18 protein-coding genes and 1 tRNA gene are annotated in these 17,125 nt (G+C 62.9%); 8 read left to right on the forward strand and 11 right to left on the reverse strand.

From position 1 onward, the window contains the following. Positions 1 to 4: 4 nt before the first annotated feature. Genes EU811_RS04240 through EU811_RS04250 form a run of 3 tightly spaced genes read right to left on the reverse strand, consistent with a single transcriptional unit; the run spans position 5 to position 3,829 of the window. Positions 5 to 1,669: a 5-oxoprolinase subunit B/C family protein gene (locus tag EU811_RS04240; RefSeq protein WP_142937259.1), complete on the reverse strand. Its 1,665-nt coding sequence runs from the start codon at positions 1,667 to 1,669 to the stop codon at positions 5 to 7. A 5-nt stretch (positions 1,670 to 1,674) separates the two neighbouring features. After that, the gene (locus EU811_RS04245; protein ID WP_142937260.1) at positions 1,675 to 3,024 is read right to left on the reverse strand and encodes an MFS transporter; all 1,350 of its coding nucleotides are present in this window, start codon (positions 3,022 to 3,024) and stop codon (positions 1,675 to 1,677) included. A gap of 46 nt (positions 3,025 to 3,070) precedes the next feature. Further along, complete coding sequence (locus EU811_RS04250; protein ID WP_142937261.1) at positions 3,071 to 3,829, reverse strand: LamB/YcsF family protein; 759 nt, start codon at positions 3,827 to 3,829, stop codon at positions 3,071 to 3,073. 109 nt (positions 3,830 to 3,938) lie between these two features. Here EU811_RS04250 and EU811_RS04255 point away from each other — a divergent pair, with 109 nt between their 5' ends. Beyond that, the gene (locus EU811_RS04255) at positions 3,939 to 4,637 is read left to right on the forward strand and encodes a GntR family transcriptional regulator (RefSeq protein ID WP_142937262.1); all 699 of its coding nucleotides are present in this window, start codon (positions 3,939 to 3,941) and stop codon (positions 4,635 to 4,637) included. A 114-nt stretch (positions 4,638 to 4,751) separates the two neighbouring features. Here the strand turns inward: EU811_RS04255 and EU811_RS04260 are convergent, their stop codons facing one another. After that, entirely contained in the window at positions 4,752 to 5,477 is a 726-nt protein-coding gene (locus tag EU811_RS04260) for a LysR family substrate-binding domain-containing protein (RefSeq protein WP_142937263.1), read from the reverse strand. 33 nt (positions 5,478 to 5,510) lie between these two features. Here EU811_RS04260 and EU811_RS04265 point away from each other — a divergent pair, with 33 nt between their 5' ends. Further along, positions 5,511 to 5,960 carry a DUF5997 family protein gene (locus EU811_RS04265; RefSeq protein ID WP_142937264.1) on the forward strand — a complete coding sequence of 150 codons (450 nt, stop codon included), beginning with the start codon at positions 5,511 to 5,513 and terminating at the stop codon, positions 5,958 to 5,960. A 54-nt stretch (positions 5,961 to 6,014) separates the two neighbouring features. Here the strand turns inward: EU811_RS04265 and EU811_RS04270 are convergent, their stop codons facing one another. Continuing rightward, on the reverse strand, positions 6,015 to 6,398 hold the full coding sequence (locus tag EU811_RS04270) for a VOC family protein (RefSeq protein WP_142937265.1): 384 nt from the start codon (positions 6,396 to 6,398) through the stop codon (positions 6,015 to 6,017). A gap of 169 nt (positions 6,399 to 6,567) precedes the next feature. Between EU811_RS04270 and EU811_RS04275 the strand changes: the two genes are divergently transcribed. After that, entirely contained in the window at positions 6,568 to 7,146 is a 579-nt protein-coding gene (locus EU811_RS04275) for a hypothetical protein (protein WP_142937266.1), read from the forward strand. Here EU811_RS04275 and EU811_RS04280 read toward each other — a convergent pair. The 3 genes from EU811_RS04280 to EU811_RS04290 form a co-directional block, all read right to left on the reverse strand. After that, positions 7,118 to 8,629, reverse strand: a complete 1,512-nt coding sequence (locus EU811_RS04280) for an APC family permease (protein ID WP_142937267.1) — start codon at positions 8,627 to 8,629, stop codon at positions 7,118 to 7,120. The two genes, EU811_RS04275 and EU811_RS04280, sit on opposite strands and share 29 nt — an antisense overlap. A gap of 23 nt (positions 8,630 to 8,652) precedes the next feature. Further along, positions 8,653 to 9,567, reverse strand: a complete 915-nt coding sequence (locus EU811_RS04285) for a universal stress protein (protein ID WP_142937268.1) — start codon at positions 9,565 to 9,567, stop codon at positions 8,653 to 8,655. A gap of 91 nt (positions 9,568 to 9,658) precedes the next feature. Beyond that, entirely contained in the window at positions 9,659 to 11,083 is a 1,425-nt protein-coding gene (locus tag EU811_RS04290; protein ID WP_142937269.1) for a flavin monoamine oxidase family protein, read from the reverse strand. Positions 11,084 to 11,138: 55 nt separating this feature from the next. Between EU811_RS04290 and EU811_RS04295 the strand changes: the two genes are divergently transcribed. Then, on the forward strand, positions 11,139 to 11,846 hold the full coding sequence (locus EU811_RS04295; protein WP_142937270.1) for a TetR/AcrR family transcriptional regulator: 708 nt from the start codon (positions 11,139 to 11,141) through the stop codon (positions 11,844 to 11,846). 24 nt (positions 11,847 to 11,870) lie between these two features. Here the strand turns inward: EU811_RS04295 and EU811_RS04300 are convergent, their stop codons facing one another. Both EU811_RS04300 and EU811_RS04305 read right to left on the reverse strand, forming a co-directional pair. Then, a complete protein-coding gene (locus EU811_RS04300; protein WP_142937271.1) occupies positions 11,871 to 12,695 on the reverse strand; it encodes a hypothetical protein in 825 nt (274 codons plus the stop codon). Next, the gene (locus EU811_RS04305) at positions 12,692 to 13,300 is read right to left on the reverse strand and encodes an RNA polymerase sigma factor (RefSeq protein ID WP_223941346.1); all 609 of its coding nucleotides are present in this window, start codon (positions 13,298 to 13,300) and stop codon (positions 12,692 to 12,694) included. The genes EU811_RS04300 and EU811_RS04305 overlap by 4 nt, the downstream gene beginning before the upstream one ends. Before the next feature lie 166 nt (positions 13,301 to 13,466). On the opposite strand from EU811_RS04305, the gene EU811_RS04310 reads away from it, so the two are divergent. After that, positions 13,467 to 14,594, forward strand: a complete 1,128-nt coding sequence (locus EU811_RS04310) for an L-talarate/galactarate dehydratase (protein WP_142937272.1) — start codon at positions 13,467 to 13,469, stop codon at positions 14,592 to 14,594. 10 nt (positions 14,595 to 14,604) lie between these two features. Next, positions 14,605 to 15,303, forward strand: a complete 699-nt coding sequence (locus EU811_RS04315; RefSeq protein WP_142937273.1) for a FadR/GntR family transcriptional regulator — start codon at positions 14,605 to 14,607, stop codon at positions 15,301 to 15,303. A 129-nt stretch (positions 15,304 to 15,432) separates the two neighbouring features. On the opposite strand, the gene EU811_RS04320 is transcribed toward EU811_RS04315, so the two are convergent. Continuing rightward, positions 15,433 to 15,515, reverse strand: a tRNA-Leu gene (locus EU811_RS04320). A 375-nt stretch (positions 15,516 to 15,890) separates the two neighbouring features. Here EU811_RS04320 and EU811_RS04325 point away from each other — a divergent pair. Both EU811_RS04325 and EU811_RS04330 read left to right on the forward strand, forming a co-directional pair. After that, the gene (locus EU811_RS04325) at positions 15,891 to 16,640 is read left to right on the forward strand and encodes an FhaA domain-containing protein (RefSeq protein WP_142937274.1); all 750 of its coding nucleotides are present in this window, start codon (positions 15,891 to 15,893) and stop codon (positions 16,638 to 16,640) included. Between the two features lie 5 nt (positions 16,641 to 16,645). Next, positions 16,646 to 17,125 (forward strand): FHA domain-containing protein FhaB/FipA, encoded by a 480-nt coding sequence (locus EU811_RS04330; RefSeq protein ID WP_024818875.1) that lies wholly within the window; start codon positions 16,646 to 16,648, stop codon positions 17,123 to 17,125.

Genomic DNA, 17,125 nt, shown 5'->3' on the forward strand with positions numbered 1-17,125 from the left:
ATACTCACTTCTCTGGGGTCTTCGTAAAAGTCGTGGTGAAGCTTGGGGAATCCGGAACCAGCCGGAAGCGGATCTTTCCGCCGATGGGCACTTGCGCGGCGAGATCAAGATGTTCATCGCGCACCACACCAATCACGGGATATCCGCCGGTGATGGGGTGGTCCGCCAGGAACAGGACGGGCAATCCGGCCGGCGGAATCTGAAGGGCTCCGGCCATGGTGCCCTCGCTGGGAAGCTCACCTTCACGGGTGCGCTTGAGCGGAGTCCCGTCCAGGCGCATGCCCACACGGTTGGACTGCGGTGTGACAAGCCATTCCTGGTCGCAGAGCGAATCCAGGGCTTCCGGCTCGAACCAGTCCGCCCGCGGCCCGGGGACCACATCCAGTACCGTAACGCCGGCGCCCGGAAACTCGGGCTGCAATTCGGGCTCACCCACCGCTGTGGAAACTGTGTCCTCGCCGACGGGAAGCTCCTGACCAGCCATGAGAGGGCCCGGTCCGATCCCTGACATCGTGTCCGCTGAGCGACTACCCAGCACCTCCGGCACATCCACTCCGCCGCGGATTCCCACATAGTTTCGGAACCCTGACTCGGGAGCACCCAAGGTTAGCACTTCGCCGTCGAGCAGCGCGAAAGGTGTGGCCATCGGAACGGTCCGCCGCGCGCCCGGCCGATCGCCGTCGTCGGACTCTTCGGACTCAACCCACGACGGCGACTGGATGGTCAGCGTACTCGGCGCACCTGCCACGGCAATCACTTGGTCACCGACGGCCTCGACGGTGAGCCCGCCATTGACCGATTCGATGGCCGCAGCTGAAGGAGCGTTCCCCACCAGCCGGTTAGCCCGCCGCAGGGATGCCCTGTCCAGGGCCCCGGCGGCGGAGACACCCAGCGGACCGAAACCCCGGCGGCCGAGGTCCTGGATCAGGCTCTGTGCACCTGGATTGAGAATCCGAAGACCGGACTCAGTGTGGTGCTCCTTTTCGGGCTCGCGGGCCTCCGAAGCTCCAGCAGTCACAACCTCGCGGACTGCGCGGTACTGAACCCGGTCGCCGGGCCTGACAAGCGCCGGCTGCGACCGGTCCAGATCCCACATCCGTGCGCCGGTCCGGCCGATCAGCTGCCAGCCACCCGGGGAACGGCGCGGGTAGACGGCAGAATACTGACCACCGAGGGCAACGGATCCAGCTGGAACCGCCGTACGTGGGGAGGAGCGTCGGGGTACCGTGAGGACCTCATTTTCGCCCACCATGTAGCCAAAACCGGGAGCGAATCCAGCGAAGGCTACGGTCCAGATCTGGCCTGTGTGCGCAGCTACGACGCCGTCCACGCTCAGCCCGGTGAGCTCCGCGACGTCGGCGAGGTCGTCGCCGTCGTAAACGGTATCGATGACCACCAACCCGGAGTCGGTTACCTCCGGAGCGGTGAGTTCGAGCTCCATGAGCCGCAACCCGATTGCTCGGGTGGCCGCTGCGGACTCTCCTACCACCATGACCGTTTCCGCGGCGGCGAGAACGTCCACCTGTCCGGGAAGCGGGGACTTGTAGAGCATGTCCTGCAGTGCAAGGACATCCTGCAGCCCGTCCAGCTCGGCCAGAACCGCCCGGGTGCCGACGGGCCTGACGGAGCGGACCCTCTTAGCAGTGGTGGTTTGCATTACGGTTTCCATTTTCGCTACGCCGCCGGCTGAGCTTGGGTCCCCTGCATCAGTCGGACATCTTCTTCCGGCTTGGGGTCGCGGCCCAGGAGCATGCCGACGATGGTGACTACTGCAGCGACGAGGATGTAGACGGCGATCAAGTACCATCCGCCACCTGCTGCGCCGTAGAGGGCGGTGAAGATGATGGGAGCAACGGCTCCACCAATCACGCCGGCCAGGGTGTAGGCCAGCGAGCTGCCGGCGTACCGGAGCCTGGCCGGGAACTGCTCGGTGATGAAGGCCGCTTGGGGGCCGTACATGAACGCGTGGAGTGCCAGGCCGATCACGGTGCCGACTGTCAGCATGGCTACGGACTTGCCCTGGATCATCAGGAAGAACAGCGGGATGTAGGCTGCGGTGGCCGCCGCTGCGATGCCGTAGACCCAGCGGCGGTTGAAGCGGTCCGTCAGGGCGCCGGCCAGCGGAATCAGGAAGAGCTGGAACGCGGAGCCAATGAGGATGGCGGACAGGACGTTGCCGGTGGTCATGCCCAGTTCCTTGGTGGCATAAACCGCCACAAACACGGTGAACAGCGCGTAAAGGATGTCAGGGCAAACACGGGAAAGCGCTGCTGCCATCAAAGCCTTGGGTTGTGTGGTGAAGACTTCCTTGATGGGAGCCTTGGGGCGATCCCCGTGGGCCTGGATAGCCTTGAAGACGGGGGTTTCTTCAAGCTTGAGCCGGATGATCAGGCCGAAGACCACCAAGAGTGCGGAAGCCAGGAAGGCTACGCGCCAGCCCCAAGAGAGGAAGGCCTCTTCACTCAGGGAAGCGGCGAGAATGGCCAGAACACCGTTGGCCATGAGGTTGCCGGCGGGCGGGCCGATCTGGGCCGCGGAGGACCAGAAGCCGCGCTTGTTGGGGTCGCCGAATTCGCTGGACAGCAGCACTGCACCGCCCCACTCGCCGCCAACGCCAATGCCCTGCGCCAAACGCAGCAACACAAGAATGGTGGGGGCCGCGACACCGATCACCGAATAGTCCGGCAGGGCACCGATGAGGACCGTGGCTACACCGATCAGGACCAGCGTAAAGACCAGCACGTATTTGCGGCCGATCTTGTCCCCGAGTCGGCCGAAGATGACGCCACCAATCGGGCGGGCCAGGTAGCCAACCGCAAAGGCCGAGAAGGAGAGCAGCAACGCCACGAATTCGTCGTTGCCGGGGAAGAAGATCTTGGGGAATACGAGGGCCGAGGCCACCGAGTAGATAGCGAAGTCATAGTACTCAAGCGACGTTCCGGTAAGACTGGCGACGTATGCCTTGATAGCGCCAGGCGGTGGCTTCCTTGTCACTGCCTTGGCTGCGTTGTTTGTGCTGGTCATGATGTCCTCCGGGGGGATGAGGGATGTTGCGGGAGCCCGGGGCGGGCTAGAGGAACGAGCCGACCGTGACGCCGGCGTCGGCCAGAGCGGACTTCACAGCGGTAGCCATTGCAACGGCTCCCGGTGAGTCACCATGCACACAGATGCTTTCTGCGCGGATTTTCAGGATGGAGCCGTCAACTGTCCTGACGGATTGTTCAGTAGCCATCCGAAGGACGTGTTCGGCCACTTCGGCGGGATCATGCAAAACCGCGCCCGGCTGGGATCGCGAAACCAATGTTCCGTCCGGGTTGTAAGCGCGATCCGCGAACACTTCGGAAACAGCCCGGAGGCCGGCTTCCTCTGCGAGGCGCAGGACCTCGGAACCAGGAAGGCCAAGGATCGGAAGGTTGGGGTCAACCGATCTCACAGCCTGGACGACGGCCCGTGCCTGGGCGGTGTGCTTCACGATTGCGTTGTAGAGACCACCGTGGGGCTTCACGTACTGGACACTGGCCCCGGTGGTGGCAGCCAACGCTTGCAGCGCACCAATCTGATAAACCACGTCATCGGCCAGTTCCATGGGATCGATATCCATGAAGCGGCGGCCGAATCCCGCGAGGTCGCGGTAGCCGACATGGGCGCCAATAACGACGCCGGCCTTGGCCGCCTTCTCGCAGGTGCTGCGGATGACGCTCGGGTCGCCAGCATGGAATCCGCAGGCAACGTTGGCGCTGGAGACCGACTCGAACATGGCCGCATCATCACCGAGTGTCCAGCGCCCGAAAGACTCTCCGACGTCGCTGTTCAGATCGATGATTGCCATGATGTGATCCCTGCCTCGTGATGTGCGTTACATCTAGGATGCACCAATCTGCTGGATTGTTCAACAATCCAGCGATCCCAGTTTCCGGCAATCGTGTAATTTTGGTGTCATGGCCGGTGTAGATCAGGAAAAAAACGAACACGTTGGCCTTGATAGTGCGCGGGCACGCGTCCGGATGAGAGTTCCGTCTGTTGCTGAGAGAGTCGCCGAAGAACTCCGGTATCAGCTCGCCGAGGGATTCCTGGTGCCGGGCGCCAAACTCACCGAAGCCACTATTGCCGAGGACCTGGGAGTATCCCGGAACACCGTCCGCGAAGCGTTCGCCGAGCTGGCCGGTGAGCGGCTGCTCCTCCGCCAGCCCAATAAGGGCGTGTTTGTGGCCACCCTTGAAGCAGGCGACATCCACGACGTCTACACGGTCCGCCGCGCCATAGAGGTCAGTTCAATCCGCGCGGGTGGTTCGCCGGAGCGGATCGCCGCCGTCAGGGCCGCCGTCGAGGAAGGGAAACGGGCGGCAGCTGCCAACGACAACGAAGGCCTGGGCAGCGCAAACCAGCATTTCCACGGTGCAATCGTGGCCCTGGCCGAGAGCAACCGGCTGAACACGATCATGGCGCAGATCCTTGCCGAGATGCGGCTCTACTTCCACAAAGCCACCATGAACGCCCACTTCTACAGCGACTGGCTGAAGGAAAATGAGCAGATCTGTTCAGCGTTGGAGTCCGGGGATCTGGAAGAGGCCGGGGATCTTCTCCTTGCCTACCTCAACCGATCAGAGCAGCAGCAAAGCGCTATCCACGGCGGGTAAGCCCGGACTTGGCCGCGTTCCTCCCCGGTTACCTCATTCGAAAGAGCAAGATACCAGCGATCTGGCCGCAAAGTCCGGCACTTCTACCCACTAACTGGGCAGGAGCGTCACCGCTTACCGCTTGCCCTTCTTGCGGGACCCCTTGCCACGGCCCTTGTCCGGATTCGGAGCATAGCGTTGTGCGACTGCGGGCTTCTTGGGGCCACCGCCGCGTCGATCCGGCTTAGGCACCTTCTTGGGCTTCTCCTGCTGCGCCGAGGGCTGGCGTGAGCTCTGCGCCGTCCGGCCGCGCACGATCCCTATGAACTCCTCGATCACGGGACTGTCCGTTCCAACCAGCCAGGCCAAGCCGATCTGCGAGGTGGGAGCCCCGGTCAGGCGGCGCATCACCGTGTCCTTAACATTGAGATGCCGCGCCACGGACATCGGCAGGATCGCCAGTCCAGCACCGGATGCCACCACTTGGAGGGCCATGTCCGGCCCGCCCATCTCGTCAACATCCAGGAAGTTCTCCTCGACGAGGTCTTCCAGCGCGACTTCCTCAAACACTGCGATCTCGTGCCCCTTGGGAGCGACCACCACGGGCTGCTCCTCATAAAGGGGGATGACGTTCAAACCTTCACGGTCCACGGGCAACCGAACAAAGCTGAGGTCAGCCAAACCGTCACGCAGCACCGAAACTTGAGCGGCGTCGTCGGACATGAACGAGTGCAACGGGAAGTTGGGCATCCGTTCTTCCCACCGCCGGATCCATTTCCCAGGAGTCACACCCGCAACATAGGCGAAGCGGAGACCGGCTAGGGGTTCGGTTGTTTCGGCGGATTCTTCAGCGTCTGGCACACACTCACAGTACCGGCCAGATACCCTTGAAGCATGACGTCCTCGAACTCCCAGTCCATGAAGCCGGCAACAGTTGCCAAGAAACTCGGTATCTACCTGCCCGCAACACCCCAGGAGTTCCAGGATTCGTCCATCACACGCGACGAATTCGCCGAACTCCAGGCCAACCCGCCGGAGTGGCTCGCCGAGCTGCGCCGCAACGGCCCGCACCCGCGCCCGGTAGTCGCACACAAGCTCAACATCTCCATCAGCGGCCTGGCCCGCGGCGGAGTAGAAGAAGCACTCACGACGGCGGAAATCGCCGAGCTGCTGCAGTCTCCCCCGCAGTGGCTGGTCACCGAACGCGCCACACACGCAGCTGTTCGCTCCGAGGCGCAGCGCGTGAAGGACGAAGCCGCCAAGAAGGCCGCCACCAAGGAAGCCAGGGACAACGCCGCTGCAAAGCGTGATGCTCCGAAGACCTCCAAGCGCGATCACGCGTAGCTTTCACTGACTGTGGCCGGGACCAGCGGGTCCCGGCCACAGTCATTTAGGGCACTAGTCCTGGTGGAGCTGAATGAAGTTGCCGCACCCGTCATCGAAGACTGCGCTGACGCCTGAGGGATCCTCAGACGGTTCGCCCTGGAACTTCACACCGGCGGCGAGCAGACGCTCATACTCAGCCTGGACGTCGGGCACACCAAAGGTGATAGCAGCCAGGCCGGACTCATGGAGTGCGTTCATGTAGTTCGCGGCGATGGGGTTATCGCTCGGCTCCAGAAGCAGCCCCGGCGAAGTGCTGTTGTCCGCTCCCGGATCCTTGATGATGAACAAGTTGTATTCAGGCATCGCCATCAGGGTCTCGAAGCCCAGTGTCTCCGTGTAGAAAGCGTGAGCTGCTGCGGGGTCCTTGACGTGGATGCTGCACATTTTCAATCTCATGCTGCCTAGGCTACGCCCCGGGTGCGACACAGTCCCGGGCAGGAATCACCCTGATCCGGACAATTCACCTGCGTGTGCGGTGGTGAATTGTCCCGTAGAGGGTGTCGCGCGGATCCAGCCGCTGGCGCATACTGAATGCAAAGCAGCGAATTCGCCTGGAGGTGGTCCGATGCCCGCCATGATGCTCCTGTGGGGTGCAGCTCTGGTTCTCGCAACCGCAGCAACCACGTACGTCCTGCACAGGAAACTCACCTATGGGCGTGGGCAGGAACCGGACGGCGTCTTTTGGGACGTGTTCGGCGGCCTCGTGGTCGTTACGCCCGCCATCCTTGTCCCGGCTGTGCATTGGCCACCGGCCGGGCTGATCATGATGTTCGTCGGCATCGCCACCGCGGCAGCCACCCTGGCGAGCATCCGCAAAGTCGAACGCCTCCACGCAGCCGAGCCCCGGCGTCGTACCGGTTTTGCCGATGACGCCGCCCGCCACGAGAACCTCCTTGAACAGTGGAGCCGCTACGAGCTTGATCCCGCCAGGACCATCGATTTCCCCGCCATGACCGATGTGCGGTCGGCGGAGACGGCGGCGCTGACGCGGGCCATGCGGGAGGCCGAGTTCTGCAAGGTGACGGCTGGGACGGATTACCGGGCCGCCGTCGAGCGCCTTGCGGGGGCCCTTGAAGCAGCCGAGCGAGCTGCGGGCGTGCCAGCCTCATCACTGGCTACGCCCGGGTCAACACCTTGCCCTTGAAGAACTCAGGCCGCACCTTGTACATCACCAACATGATCACCACGCCGAGCAGGATGACGCCCATTCCCAGGACGAACACCAGTCCGACACCGCCCACCGAGGAGCCCGAGCCGTACTCCGGATCCATGGAATCCATGGCTGTTTTGACGAACATGACCAGCAGGATCACGCCGCCCAGCAAGGGTGCCAGGAACTTGAAGAAGAACGCCCGGACGCTGCTGAACGCCGATGCCCGGAAGAACCAGACACAGGCCAGCGCGGTAATGCCGTAGTAGAAGCAGATCATCATGCCCAGTGCGGTGATGGTGTCCCACAGCGCGTTCTCGGACACCGTCCTTGTGATGACGTAGAAGCCTGCGGCAGCGATGGCAGCTGCAATGGTGGCGAAGCTGGGCGACTTGAAAGTGGGACTAATGCTGCCAAAGCGAGGTGAGATAGCACGGTAGTGGCCCATGGCCAGCATGGTTCGTGCGGGCGACACGAACGTCGACTGCAAGGACGCGGCGGAGCTGCTCAGGATCGCCAAAGACATGAGGATCGCGAACGGACCCATCACCGGGCCGGCAAGGACGGCGAAGATACTGGACTGGTTCTCCGGGTTGCCGGCCCCCAAACCGGTCTCGCCAACGCCAGCAAAGGACAGGGTAGCCAGTGCAACGGTCATGTAGATGACCACGATCACCAGCACTGTGATGGTGGCTGCGCGGCCGGGTGTCTTCTCCGGGTTCTTGGTTTCCTCGTTCATGGTGAGGGTGACGTCCCAGCCCCAGTAAATGAAGATCGAGAGGGACACACCCGCCGCGAATTGCGAGAACGAGTCCACAGCGAACGGGTTGAACCAGTCCGGCGAAATGGCGGTGGCGTCAAAGGCCGTGCCGTTGGCCACATGCGCGAATGCGGAGACCGCGAACCAGCCCAACACCAGCAACTGGAACGCCACCAGCACGTACTGCACGCCCTTGGTGGTCTCCATGCCGCGGTAGGAAATCCAGCACGCCAACGCGATGAACACCAGCGTGGTGGCGATGTTCAGGGGCAGGATCTTGCTGAGCTCCCCTAAGGCCGGGTTACTGAAGATCTGCCCGAGCATGAGGTAGAAGAAGTCCACCGCCACCGCAGCCAGGTTGGACAACACGATGATCGTGGCCGCGATCAGCCCCCAGCCACCCATCCAACCGATCCACGGACCAAAGGCGCGCGTCGCCCACGTGAAGGAGGTACCGGCGTCGGGCATTGCGTTGTTCAGTTCGCGGTAGCCGAGCGCCACCAGCAGCATGGGGATGAAGCCCACCAGGAAGATGGCGGGCAGGTGCACGCCAACCTCAGACACTGTGGGGCCCAGGGCCGCGGTGAGCGTGTAGGCGGGCGCGATGCAGGAAACACCGATCACGACGGCGCCGATCAAGCCCACCGATCCGGCCTTCAGTCCCTTTTCACTCAGGGATGATTCCTTCGACTGGACCGTCTTTGGTGCAGTTGACATGGGTTCTGCCTCTCAGGCGATTGCTAGGCGCTGTGGCGCGTGTAGTCGCGGGGGACCACAATCATGGGAACGGGGAGGGCACGCAGGATCCGGTTTGCGGTGCTGCCCAGGAAAGTGGCCCGATGCTGGGCCAGGCGACTGGAACCGATCAGCAGGATTTCGCCGTCTTCCCAGTCGAGTCGGTCAACGGCTTCTTCGATGGTGCGGCCCTGCGCCACCACGATCTCCGGCTCACCTTGAAGGGAACCGGCGGCCGTCACGTCTGAAGAACCGGCGGCGTCCGCAGAACCGCCCGCGTCCGCAGAACCCCCGACGGCGGTAAGCCGGTCGGCGGCATGCACCCAGGCGGCGTCGGCCAACCCAGGCGAGTTACCGCCGTCGAGCGCCAACAAGGAGACGAGCCGCAGCGGAAGGCCGCGATCGCGCGCAGATTCAACGGCGACGTCGAGAAGTTCATCAGCGCCCGGGCGCGTCCCGAAACCGCAGCTCAAGCGCGTTATCGGATCCGTACGCTGATACCCTTGCGGCGCCAAAGCCACCGGAACCGGCGATGAGTGGAGCAGTGAACTCGCCACGGAACCGATCGTGAACCGCTTGAGCAGCCCGCCGTTGCTGGCGCCTATGACCAAGGCCGCGGCGTCGAATTCCACTGCGGCCTCGATCAGCGTGCGGGCCTCGGAATCGCCGCGGCGGATGTGCGCGCGTGCGGTGACATCCGCCGGGATCAACGCCAGGCCCTCGTCCAGCCAGCGCTGCGCTTGGTCGGTGAGGATGTCGTTGTAGCCGGCCTCGGGCGGATAGACGGCATTGAAAGGGGAATCCTCGGGGATCACCAGGACCAGATCCAGGCTCACATCGTGGTTCCTGGCCAGCGCGACGGCGAGGTGAACGGCGTCGCGCCCCCTCGCATTGGCGGTGTAACCCACTACGTAGCGCATGGTGGTCCCTTCCGGTGGTCTTGTTTAAACAGTGGTGCCGGCAGGCCGGGAATGACGCTCCCCCGGCCTGCCGGTTAGTTCTTTTCTGCCGCTAGACGGCTACCGTTGCCAGCTTGTTGGCTTCAACAATGCGTGCGGCAGTTGCTTGGCCCATGCGGACCGCACCATCCACGTGCTGGTAGCCCTCGGCTGCCAGATCCGAGGAGGACCAGTAGATCGGCCCGACGTTCGCGTGCTGGTCCTTGCCGTAGCGGTGCAGGCCGCCGAGGTCGTAGCTGGACGCGTAGGCACCGCGGGTCCACTCTTCGGAGCCCCAGTCGGACTCGTAGTAGACCTCGGGCGTGAGGGCCTTATCGCCCAGGAAGCCGGCGATCGATTCCAGGATGGCCTTCTTGCGGTCTTCGGCGCTGAGCTCGAACACGGCGTCGGCCTTTTCGTCGGATACGAAGCCCACCAGGGTGCCGCGGGAATCACCGTGGTTGGTGTTGTCGTAGACCTCCTGGACCAGTGCACCGGCGCTGAAGCCCGTGCCGGAGAGTCCTTCTTCGCGCCAGAACGGCGTCTCGTAAACGGCGTGAACCTTGATGACCAGACCGAGCGACTGGTGCTGGTGCATCTGGTGCTGGCGGCGTGGGAGCGGGGGCTCGAACGAGACGCGGGAGTACAGGTTGGGCGGTACGGCCATGATCACGTAACGGGCGTTGACGGTTGCCTCATCCGAAACAACGGTCACGGCGTTCTCTGACCAGTTGATGGTGCGGACCGGGCTGTTCAGGACGACGTCGGAACCCAGCTCGGCTGCCTGCAGCAGCGAAACCTGCTGCATACCGCCGATGACGCGCTTGTCCAGAATGAAGTCTTCGTCGGTCAGATGGCTGAAGGAACCGGCCGAGGCCGCCATCAGGACTGCCTGGAGTGCGGAGAAGGCGTGTGCGGGCTTGGTGAGCATGCCACCGGCGATGAAGAGGCCAATGTTGTTGCAGGCTTCCTCGTCGCTGGAGTTCTGGCGGAGCCAGTGGTGGAAGGAGATGGTGTCCAGCTCGCGTGCCTTGGGGTGGGCCCAGGGTTCGGTGGGGCCGATCTCCGCAGCGAGCTCATCCAGGATGGCTACGAGCTTGTCCATCTCGGCCTTGGTGGTTTCGTTTACCGGGAAAGTGTCACCGGTGTACTGGGTGCGCTTGCCGTCTGCACCGATATAGACGGACTCGCCTTCGCGGTAGCGCGAGTACATTTTGAGTCCGAGCTCGTCCAGCAGCTCCATGAGGGCTGTCTGGTCCGGGGAAACCCACTGGCCGCCGATCTCCAGCATGGCGCCGTCGATGGTATCCGTCCAAGTGCGGCCACCCACGCGGTCGCGTGCTTCGAGCACCGCAACGCTGAGTCCTGCCTTCTTCAATTCGCGTGCTGCCGTCAACCCTGACGGTCCGGCGCCGACGATCACAACGTCGCGTTCAAGATTCTGCATGATGTCCTCTCCGTGGCCGTCCGTGGTGGCTGACCAATAAATGAATGTCATTCATTTATATCCATAATAGCGCCGGAGTCAGCCGCTGTGAAGACCCAGTGGAATAATGCTGGGGACACAGGCAGCAGAAAGGCTCCCGATGCCCGAACCCACCCCCGCTTCTTCCGCCCGACCTGCTCGCCGGCGCGCCGGCAGGCCGACCGCGGCTGTCTTGGACCAGGACGGGATCACGACGGCGGCACTGGTGTTAATCAGCAGCAAGGGTTACGACGGACTCACCATGGCCGCCCTGGCACGCTCCCTGGGCGTCGCGCCTTCCGCCCTTTACAACCATGTGGCCTCCAAAGATGACGTGCTCATTCTGCTCATGGACCATTTGGCCGCAATGGTGGACGTTTCCGCATTCGGCACCGAACCGTGGGATGAAGCCGTACGCCGCTGGGCCTGGTCCTATAGGGACGTTTTCTCCGCGCACACCCCCCTGATTCCGATCATTGCCGTACTGCCCGTGGCCAATGCCCCCAAAACGCTCGCCATGTACGAGTCAGTGACCGCCGGTTTCCGCGATGCCGGGTTCCCGGAGGACCGCATTATTTCCGCAATCGTGGCCCTGGAAGCCTTCGTGTTTGGCGCCGCTTACGACGTCACGGCCCCGGATGACATCTTCGACGCCGGCAGCCTCGCCCAGCAGGTCCCCAACTTCACGGCCGCTGTGGACAGGTTGTCCCTGGCAGGCCAGGAGCGGCCAACCGACGCAGCTTTCGTCCTGGGACTTGAAGCCCTGATTGCGGGTTTCGGGGCGCTACGGGCTTAAGTTCCCTCGTTCCTAAGGTGCGCTTCAGAGGCTGAGGTAGCGGATTTCCCTGGTGTTGTCGCTGTAAGTCACCTCGACAGGTACTTTTTCCTCTGACGAGTTTGTCAGCTCCCCTCCCGGAAGCCAGAAGGCGAACTGGCCCTTCGATACTGTGGCCGTAATCTTCTCGCCTGCCGTGCTGATGTAGGTCATGGAGGCCACGTCCGGGCCAACTTGCCCTGAAGCCATCGAGAGCGGATTGTCACTGATGACGCCGGTACCGAGTTGGCTGGTTCTGATATCCCTGCCGGTGGGCTTCTTGCCATCTCCCGGCTTTCCTACTGAGCCAAAGGAACCCCTTTTGAACCATGGGGCCGAGGAATCGGTGGTGCAGTTAGCTTCGAAGCCGTCAGTGCTGCTGAGGACAACCGTGGTCCAGGCTCCCCGCTTTTCTGCAATTGCCACGTCAGCTACTGCCACGTCATTGACGTACATGCCATCACCAATCCTTTTGCTGGACCGGGCGCAGTCGGAAACCGCGCTATCGCGCTCGGCACCTATCAGCGCACCCGGCGCGGCGGTCCACGTTGCAAAGGCCGGGTCGCCTCCCGAGAGAGCCGGCCCCATCAGGAATCCAACTGTGGTTGCGAAAGCAACTGCACCCAAAGCAAGGGCGCGACGACGACGACGGCTTGGAATCGACGTCGACGTTTGGTGTTCTGCAGGTTCGGCGCCCCTGGCGGCTGGAGTTGGGTGGGACCGAAGAATCAGTTCCAGATCTTTCTGCGAACGTCGCGGGTCAGTAGGTTTGTTCTGCTCGGCGGCGTCCATGGACCGCAGAAGAGTATCGATGTTCCGGCTGTTTTTCATGGTGTGGTGGCCTTTTCGGAAGATGTGGCTGGCGCCGGCGACTCTTGGCGCGGGATGTGATCAAGGAGTAGCCGCAGGGCTCGCCTTGCGCGGGTGAGGCGGAGCCGGAACGCAACGGGAGAAATGCCCAATACCCGTGCTGCCTGGGGTGCGGCCAGGTTCTCGAAGATCGCCAGCCCGAGGGCCTCTTGATGGATCGCGGAGAGCAGCTCCCAGGCTCTGCCTAGATCAACGCGGCTGCTGACCAGATCAGCGTGGGAATCGGCGTTGGATACAGAGGTCGCGTCGGCGAGGCGGACGCCCAGCGCGTGTCGACGCTGCTCTCCACGGCGGGCGTTGAGCATGAGGTTTCGAGTGATGCCAAAGATCCATGCCCGCGCATCGTCCTCGTGCTGAGGCGTTTCAGAAAAGCGCCGCCAGACGATGAGAAATGCCTCAGCCACTACGTCCTCGGCATGTGCCGCGTCTGTGCGGCGCTGAACGAACTTGAGCAGGTCAGCATAGGCGGATTGATACAGCGCCCGAAAGGCTTCTTCCTGGTCGGGGGCTCTCGAGAGGTAGCTCATACCCAGCACCTGTCCGCCACGTACCTCAGTGTGTTGCATTCGCGCGATAAATTCTTGGAACTCAGGGGAGGGTGTCCCCCCAAGCCGGGTGCCGCCGTCGTGCGTTCCCGTGTGACGTCGGTTGGGTAAACCTAACCCTTGTAGTACAAGTACAAAACTTGTATCCTAAGTGACAGGCAAGGACGCCGCATTTACTAGGAGAACCATGAGCACCGTAGATCTGATTCGCCACATCAAGCTGTCCACGGCACGTTTACCCCTCACCGTACCCATCAGCGATGCCAAGGTCTTCACCGGCAGGCAAAAGCCCATGACCGAAGTGGTCTTCCTGTTTGCCGAGATCACCACGGAACAAGGCCACCGTGGCCTGGGATTCAGCTACTCCAAACGTGCCGGCGGCCCTGCGCAGTATGCGCACGCCAAGGAAGTGGCAGAAGGGATCATCGGCGAGGACCCCAACGACATCGGCAAGATCTACACCAAGCTCCTGTGGGCGGGCGCATCCGTGGGCCGCTCGGGGGTAGCAACCCAGGCGCTGGCGGCTATCGACATCGCGCTCTACGACCTCAAAGCCAAGCGCGCCGGACTCCCCCTCGCCAAGCTCCTAGGCTCCTACCGCGACTCCGTGCAGACCTACAACACCTCCGGCGGGTTCCTCAACGCCACGCTGGACGAGGTCAAGGAACGCGCCACGCAATCCATCAACGATGGCATCGGCGGCATCAAGATTAAGGTTGGCCTGCCCGACTCCAAGGAGGACCTCCGCCGTGTGGCCGGAGTCCGCGAGCACATCGGCTGGGACGTGCCGCTTATGGTGGATGCCAACCAGCAATGGGACCGGGCCACCGCCCTGCGCATGGGCCGGCAGCTGGAGGAGTTCAACCTTATCTGGATCGAAGAACCGCTGGATGCCTACGACTTCGAAGGCCACGCGCACCTGGCCCGGGTTCTGGACACCCCCATCGCCACGGGTGAAATGCTCGCGTCCGTCGCAGAACACAAGGGCCTCATCAACGCGAACAGCTGCGACATCATTCAACCCGACGCACCACGCGTCGGCGGCATCACCCAATTCCTGAGGCTCGCAGCGTTGGCGGATGAACGCGGGCTGGGCCTGGCACCCCACTTCGCCATGGAAATCCACCTTCACCTGGCCGCCGCGTACCCCCGCGAGCCGTGGGTGGAGCACTTCGACTGGTTGGACCCGCTGTTCGAGGAGCGCCTCGAAACCAAGAACGGCCGCATGATCGTTCCGGACCGGCCGGGGCTTGGTGTCACCCTCAGTGAGCAGGCCCGCGCCTGGACCACCGAATCCGTGGAGTTCGGCGCGTAATCTTGAACCCATGAGCCGAAACCTGACCGCGGATCTCGCCGCCGATCTTCGCAACCGCATTGTGGACGGCGTCATCCAGCCAGGTGAGAAGCTCCCCAGCGAAAACACGCTTATTAGTGAGTTCGGGGTAAGCCGGACAGTGGTCCGCTCGGCCCTGACCCGGCTGCAGGCCGAGGGGTTGGTGGAAACCGAACGCGGGCGGGGCAGCTTCGCGCTGACCCCGCCGGCAGACGGCCCGTCTCCGGCGCCCGGTTCCCGGGCTGTTTCCAGCATGGAAGATCGGCTGCAGATGCTGGATTTCCGCGTTGGCGTGGAAACAGAAGCTGCCGCTTTGGCCGCGCGGAACCACACGGAGCGCCAGCTCAAGGCGATGCACGGAGCTTTGGAACAGTTCATCGCCAGCTCCGGCCACCCGGCACACTCCATGAAAGCCGATTTCGAGTTCCACCGGGCCATTGCCGCCGCCACGGGCAACCCCTTTTACACGGACTGCATCTCCGCCCTGGGCCAAACCATGATCACTATGCCACGCCCGCGCCTCGTCGCCAGCGACCACCAGGACTCACCCGAGCGCTTTGCCCAGGTCGTCCACGAGCACTCCTCTATATATGCGGCCATCGCGGAGGGCGACCAAGTGGCTGCCGCAGCCGCCATGCGCTTGCACCTGAGCAACTCACGACGCCGGTTCGCGGCTTCCGCGCGCGCCTAACCTCCCGCACACCCAACTAAGTAGCACTTAAGCGCGTTTAGCGGGCTCAAACCGCGCACTGCTGCGACTCAGTTGGGTGCGGGAAAACAAAAGAGCCCCGGTCCTAAGACCGGGGCTCTTTCACTTGCGTGCGCGAGGGGGGATTTGAACCCCCACACCCTTTCGGATACTGGCACCTGAAGCCAGCGCGTCTGCCGTTCCGCCACTCGCGCGCAACTTCTTTTTCCGGACTTCCGCTGGTCTCCCAGCTTCGTTTCCTTCAAAAGCAGCGAGATCAAGCATAACGGACAGTCGCCGCAAAACACCAATCGAAAGGTAGGAGGCGTCCCCGAAGAGGCCAGGAGTCCCCCAACAATGGCTTAACCAGGTGAGAATTTCAGCCCTCCCCTCCCGCGCTACCATGGGCCGGAAACGAACTTTTCCGGGTCGCAAGGCGTTGTGGATTAAGGCCATTCCCAGTCAGTCCCAGTAGTATCGGGAAGTGGAAGGGCCGTCAGGCGCGTACTTCGCTGTGTGTGCGGACGGATCAATGGACGGACTATCGGACCAGGCACAACGGGTGCCGCGGCAAGGAAAGGAGAAGGACCATGGGTTTGCTGGATAAAGTCGAGCGCGGCATTGAAAAGGCTGTCCGCAACGTCTTCTCCACGGGGTCGCGGGCACGTGTTGAGCCAGTGGAGATTGCAAGCAAGCTGAGGCGCGAGTTGGACAATAAGTCCATCACCATCGCTGCCGGGCGGACGCTGGCTCCAAATGTCTTTGATGTCCTGTTGAGTGACGAGGACTTTGCCCGGGCCCAGGAATGGGGAACACCATTGGCCGAGGAATTGTGCGACGTCGTCATCCAGCACGTCCGTAGCCAGGGCTACACGCTCCAAGGCGCCGTGCGCATTTCGTTCCGACGCAACGACGAGGAACGTGCCGGTCACTTCGAGATCGCTTCGCGAACAGAGAAGCAGTCAAACGACGGATCAGCACCGGCGCCGTCCCCCAGGGCCAACGTCCCCGCCGCTCCGGTGCGGCAGCCCACGCGCATGCAGCCTGTACTGGACATCGGCGGTCAGCGGTATTCGCTCAACGCCCTGTCCGTGGTGCTTGGCCGCTCCTCCGAAGCCGACATTCTGGTGGATGACACAGGTGTTTCACGGAAGCACCTTGAGGTCCGCACGGAGAATGGCACCACGTGGGCCGTTGATCTCGGCTCCACCAACGGCAGCTACGTTAATGGACATAAAGTGAACGGCAGCGTGGAGCTTACAGACGGCTCAACCATCACGATGGGACGTACCAAGATCATTTTCCGCCTCCTCCCCCAAACCCCGGGTGGTCACGCGTGAACGACATCAGCGAACTGACCATCACAGCGCTTCGCTTCGGATTCCTCCTCCTACTCTGGGTCCTGATTTTCAGCATCGTCACCACCATGCGCCGCGACTTCCAGATAGGCCGCAAGGCTGTCACCGGCGTTCCCACGGCACGGGAAGTCCGCAAGCATCCTGAACTAGCGGCTTCGCCGCCGCCGGCAATCCAGCATGCGCGAACACTTGTAGTTACTGAGGGTCCCCTCAAAGGCACCACGGTCCCCCTGGCGGCCAGCCCCATTCTGCTGGGCCGCGCGCAGGAAGCCACGCTTGTCCTGGAGGACGACTACGCTTCCGGCCGGCATGCACGCCTGTTCCCGCAGGGTAGCCGCTGGTTCATCGAGGACCTGGGCTCCACCAACGGCACCTACCTGGCCGATCAGCAGCTCACCCGCGCATTGCCTGTTGAGCTTGGCGTCCCCGTGAGAATCGGCAAGACGGTCATTGAATTGAGGCCGTAG

This window comes from Arthrobacter sp. TS-15 (assembly GCF_006964045.1).
In the GTDB taxonomy this organism is placed as follows: domain Bacteria; phylum Actinomycetota; class Actinomycetes; order Actinomycetales; family Micrococcaceae; genus Arthrobacter.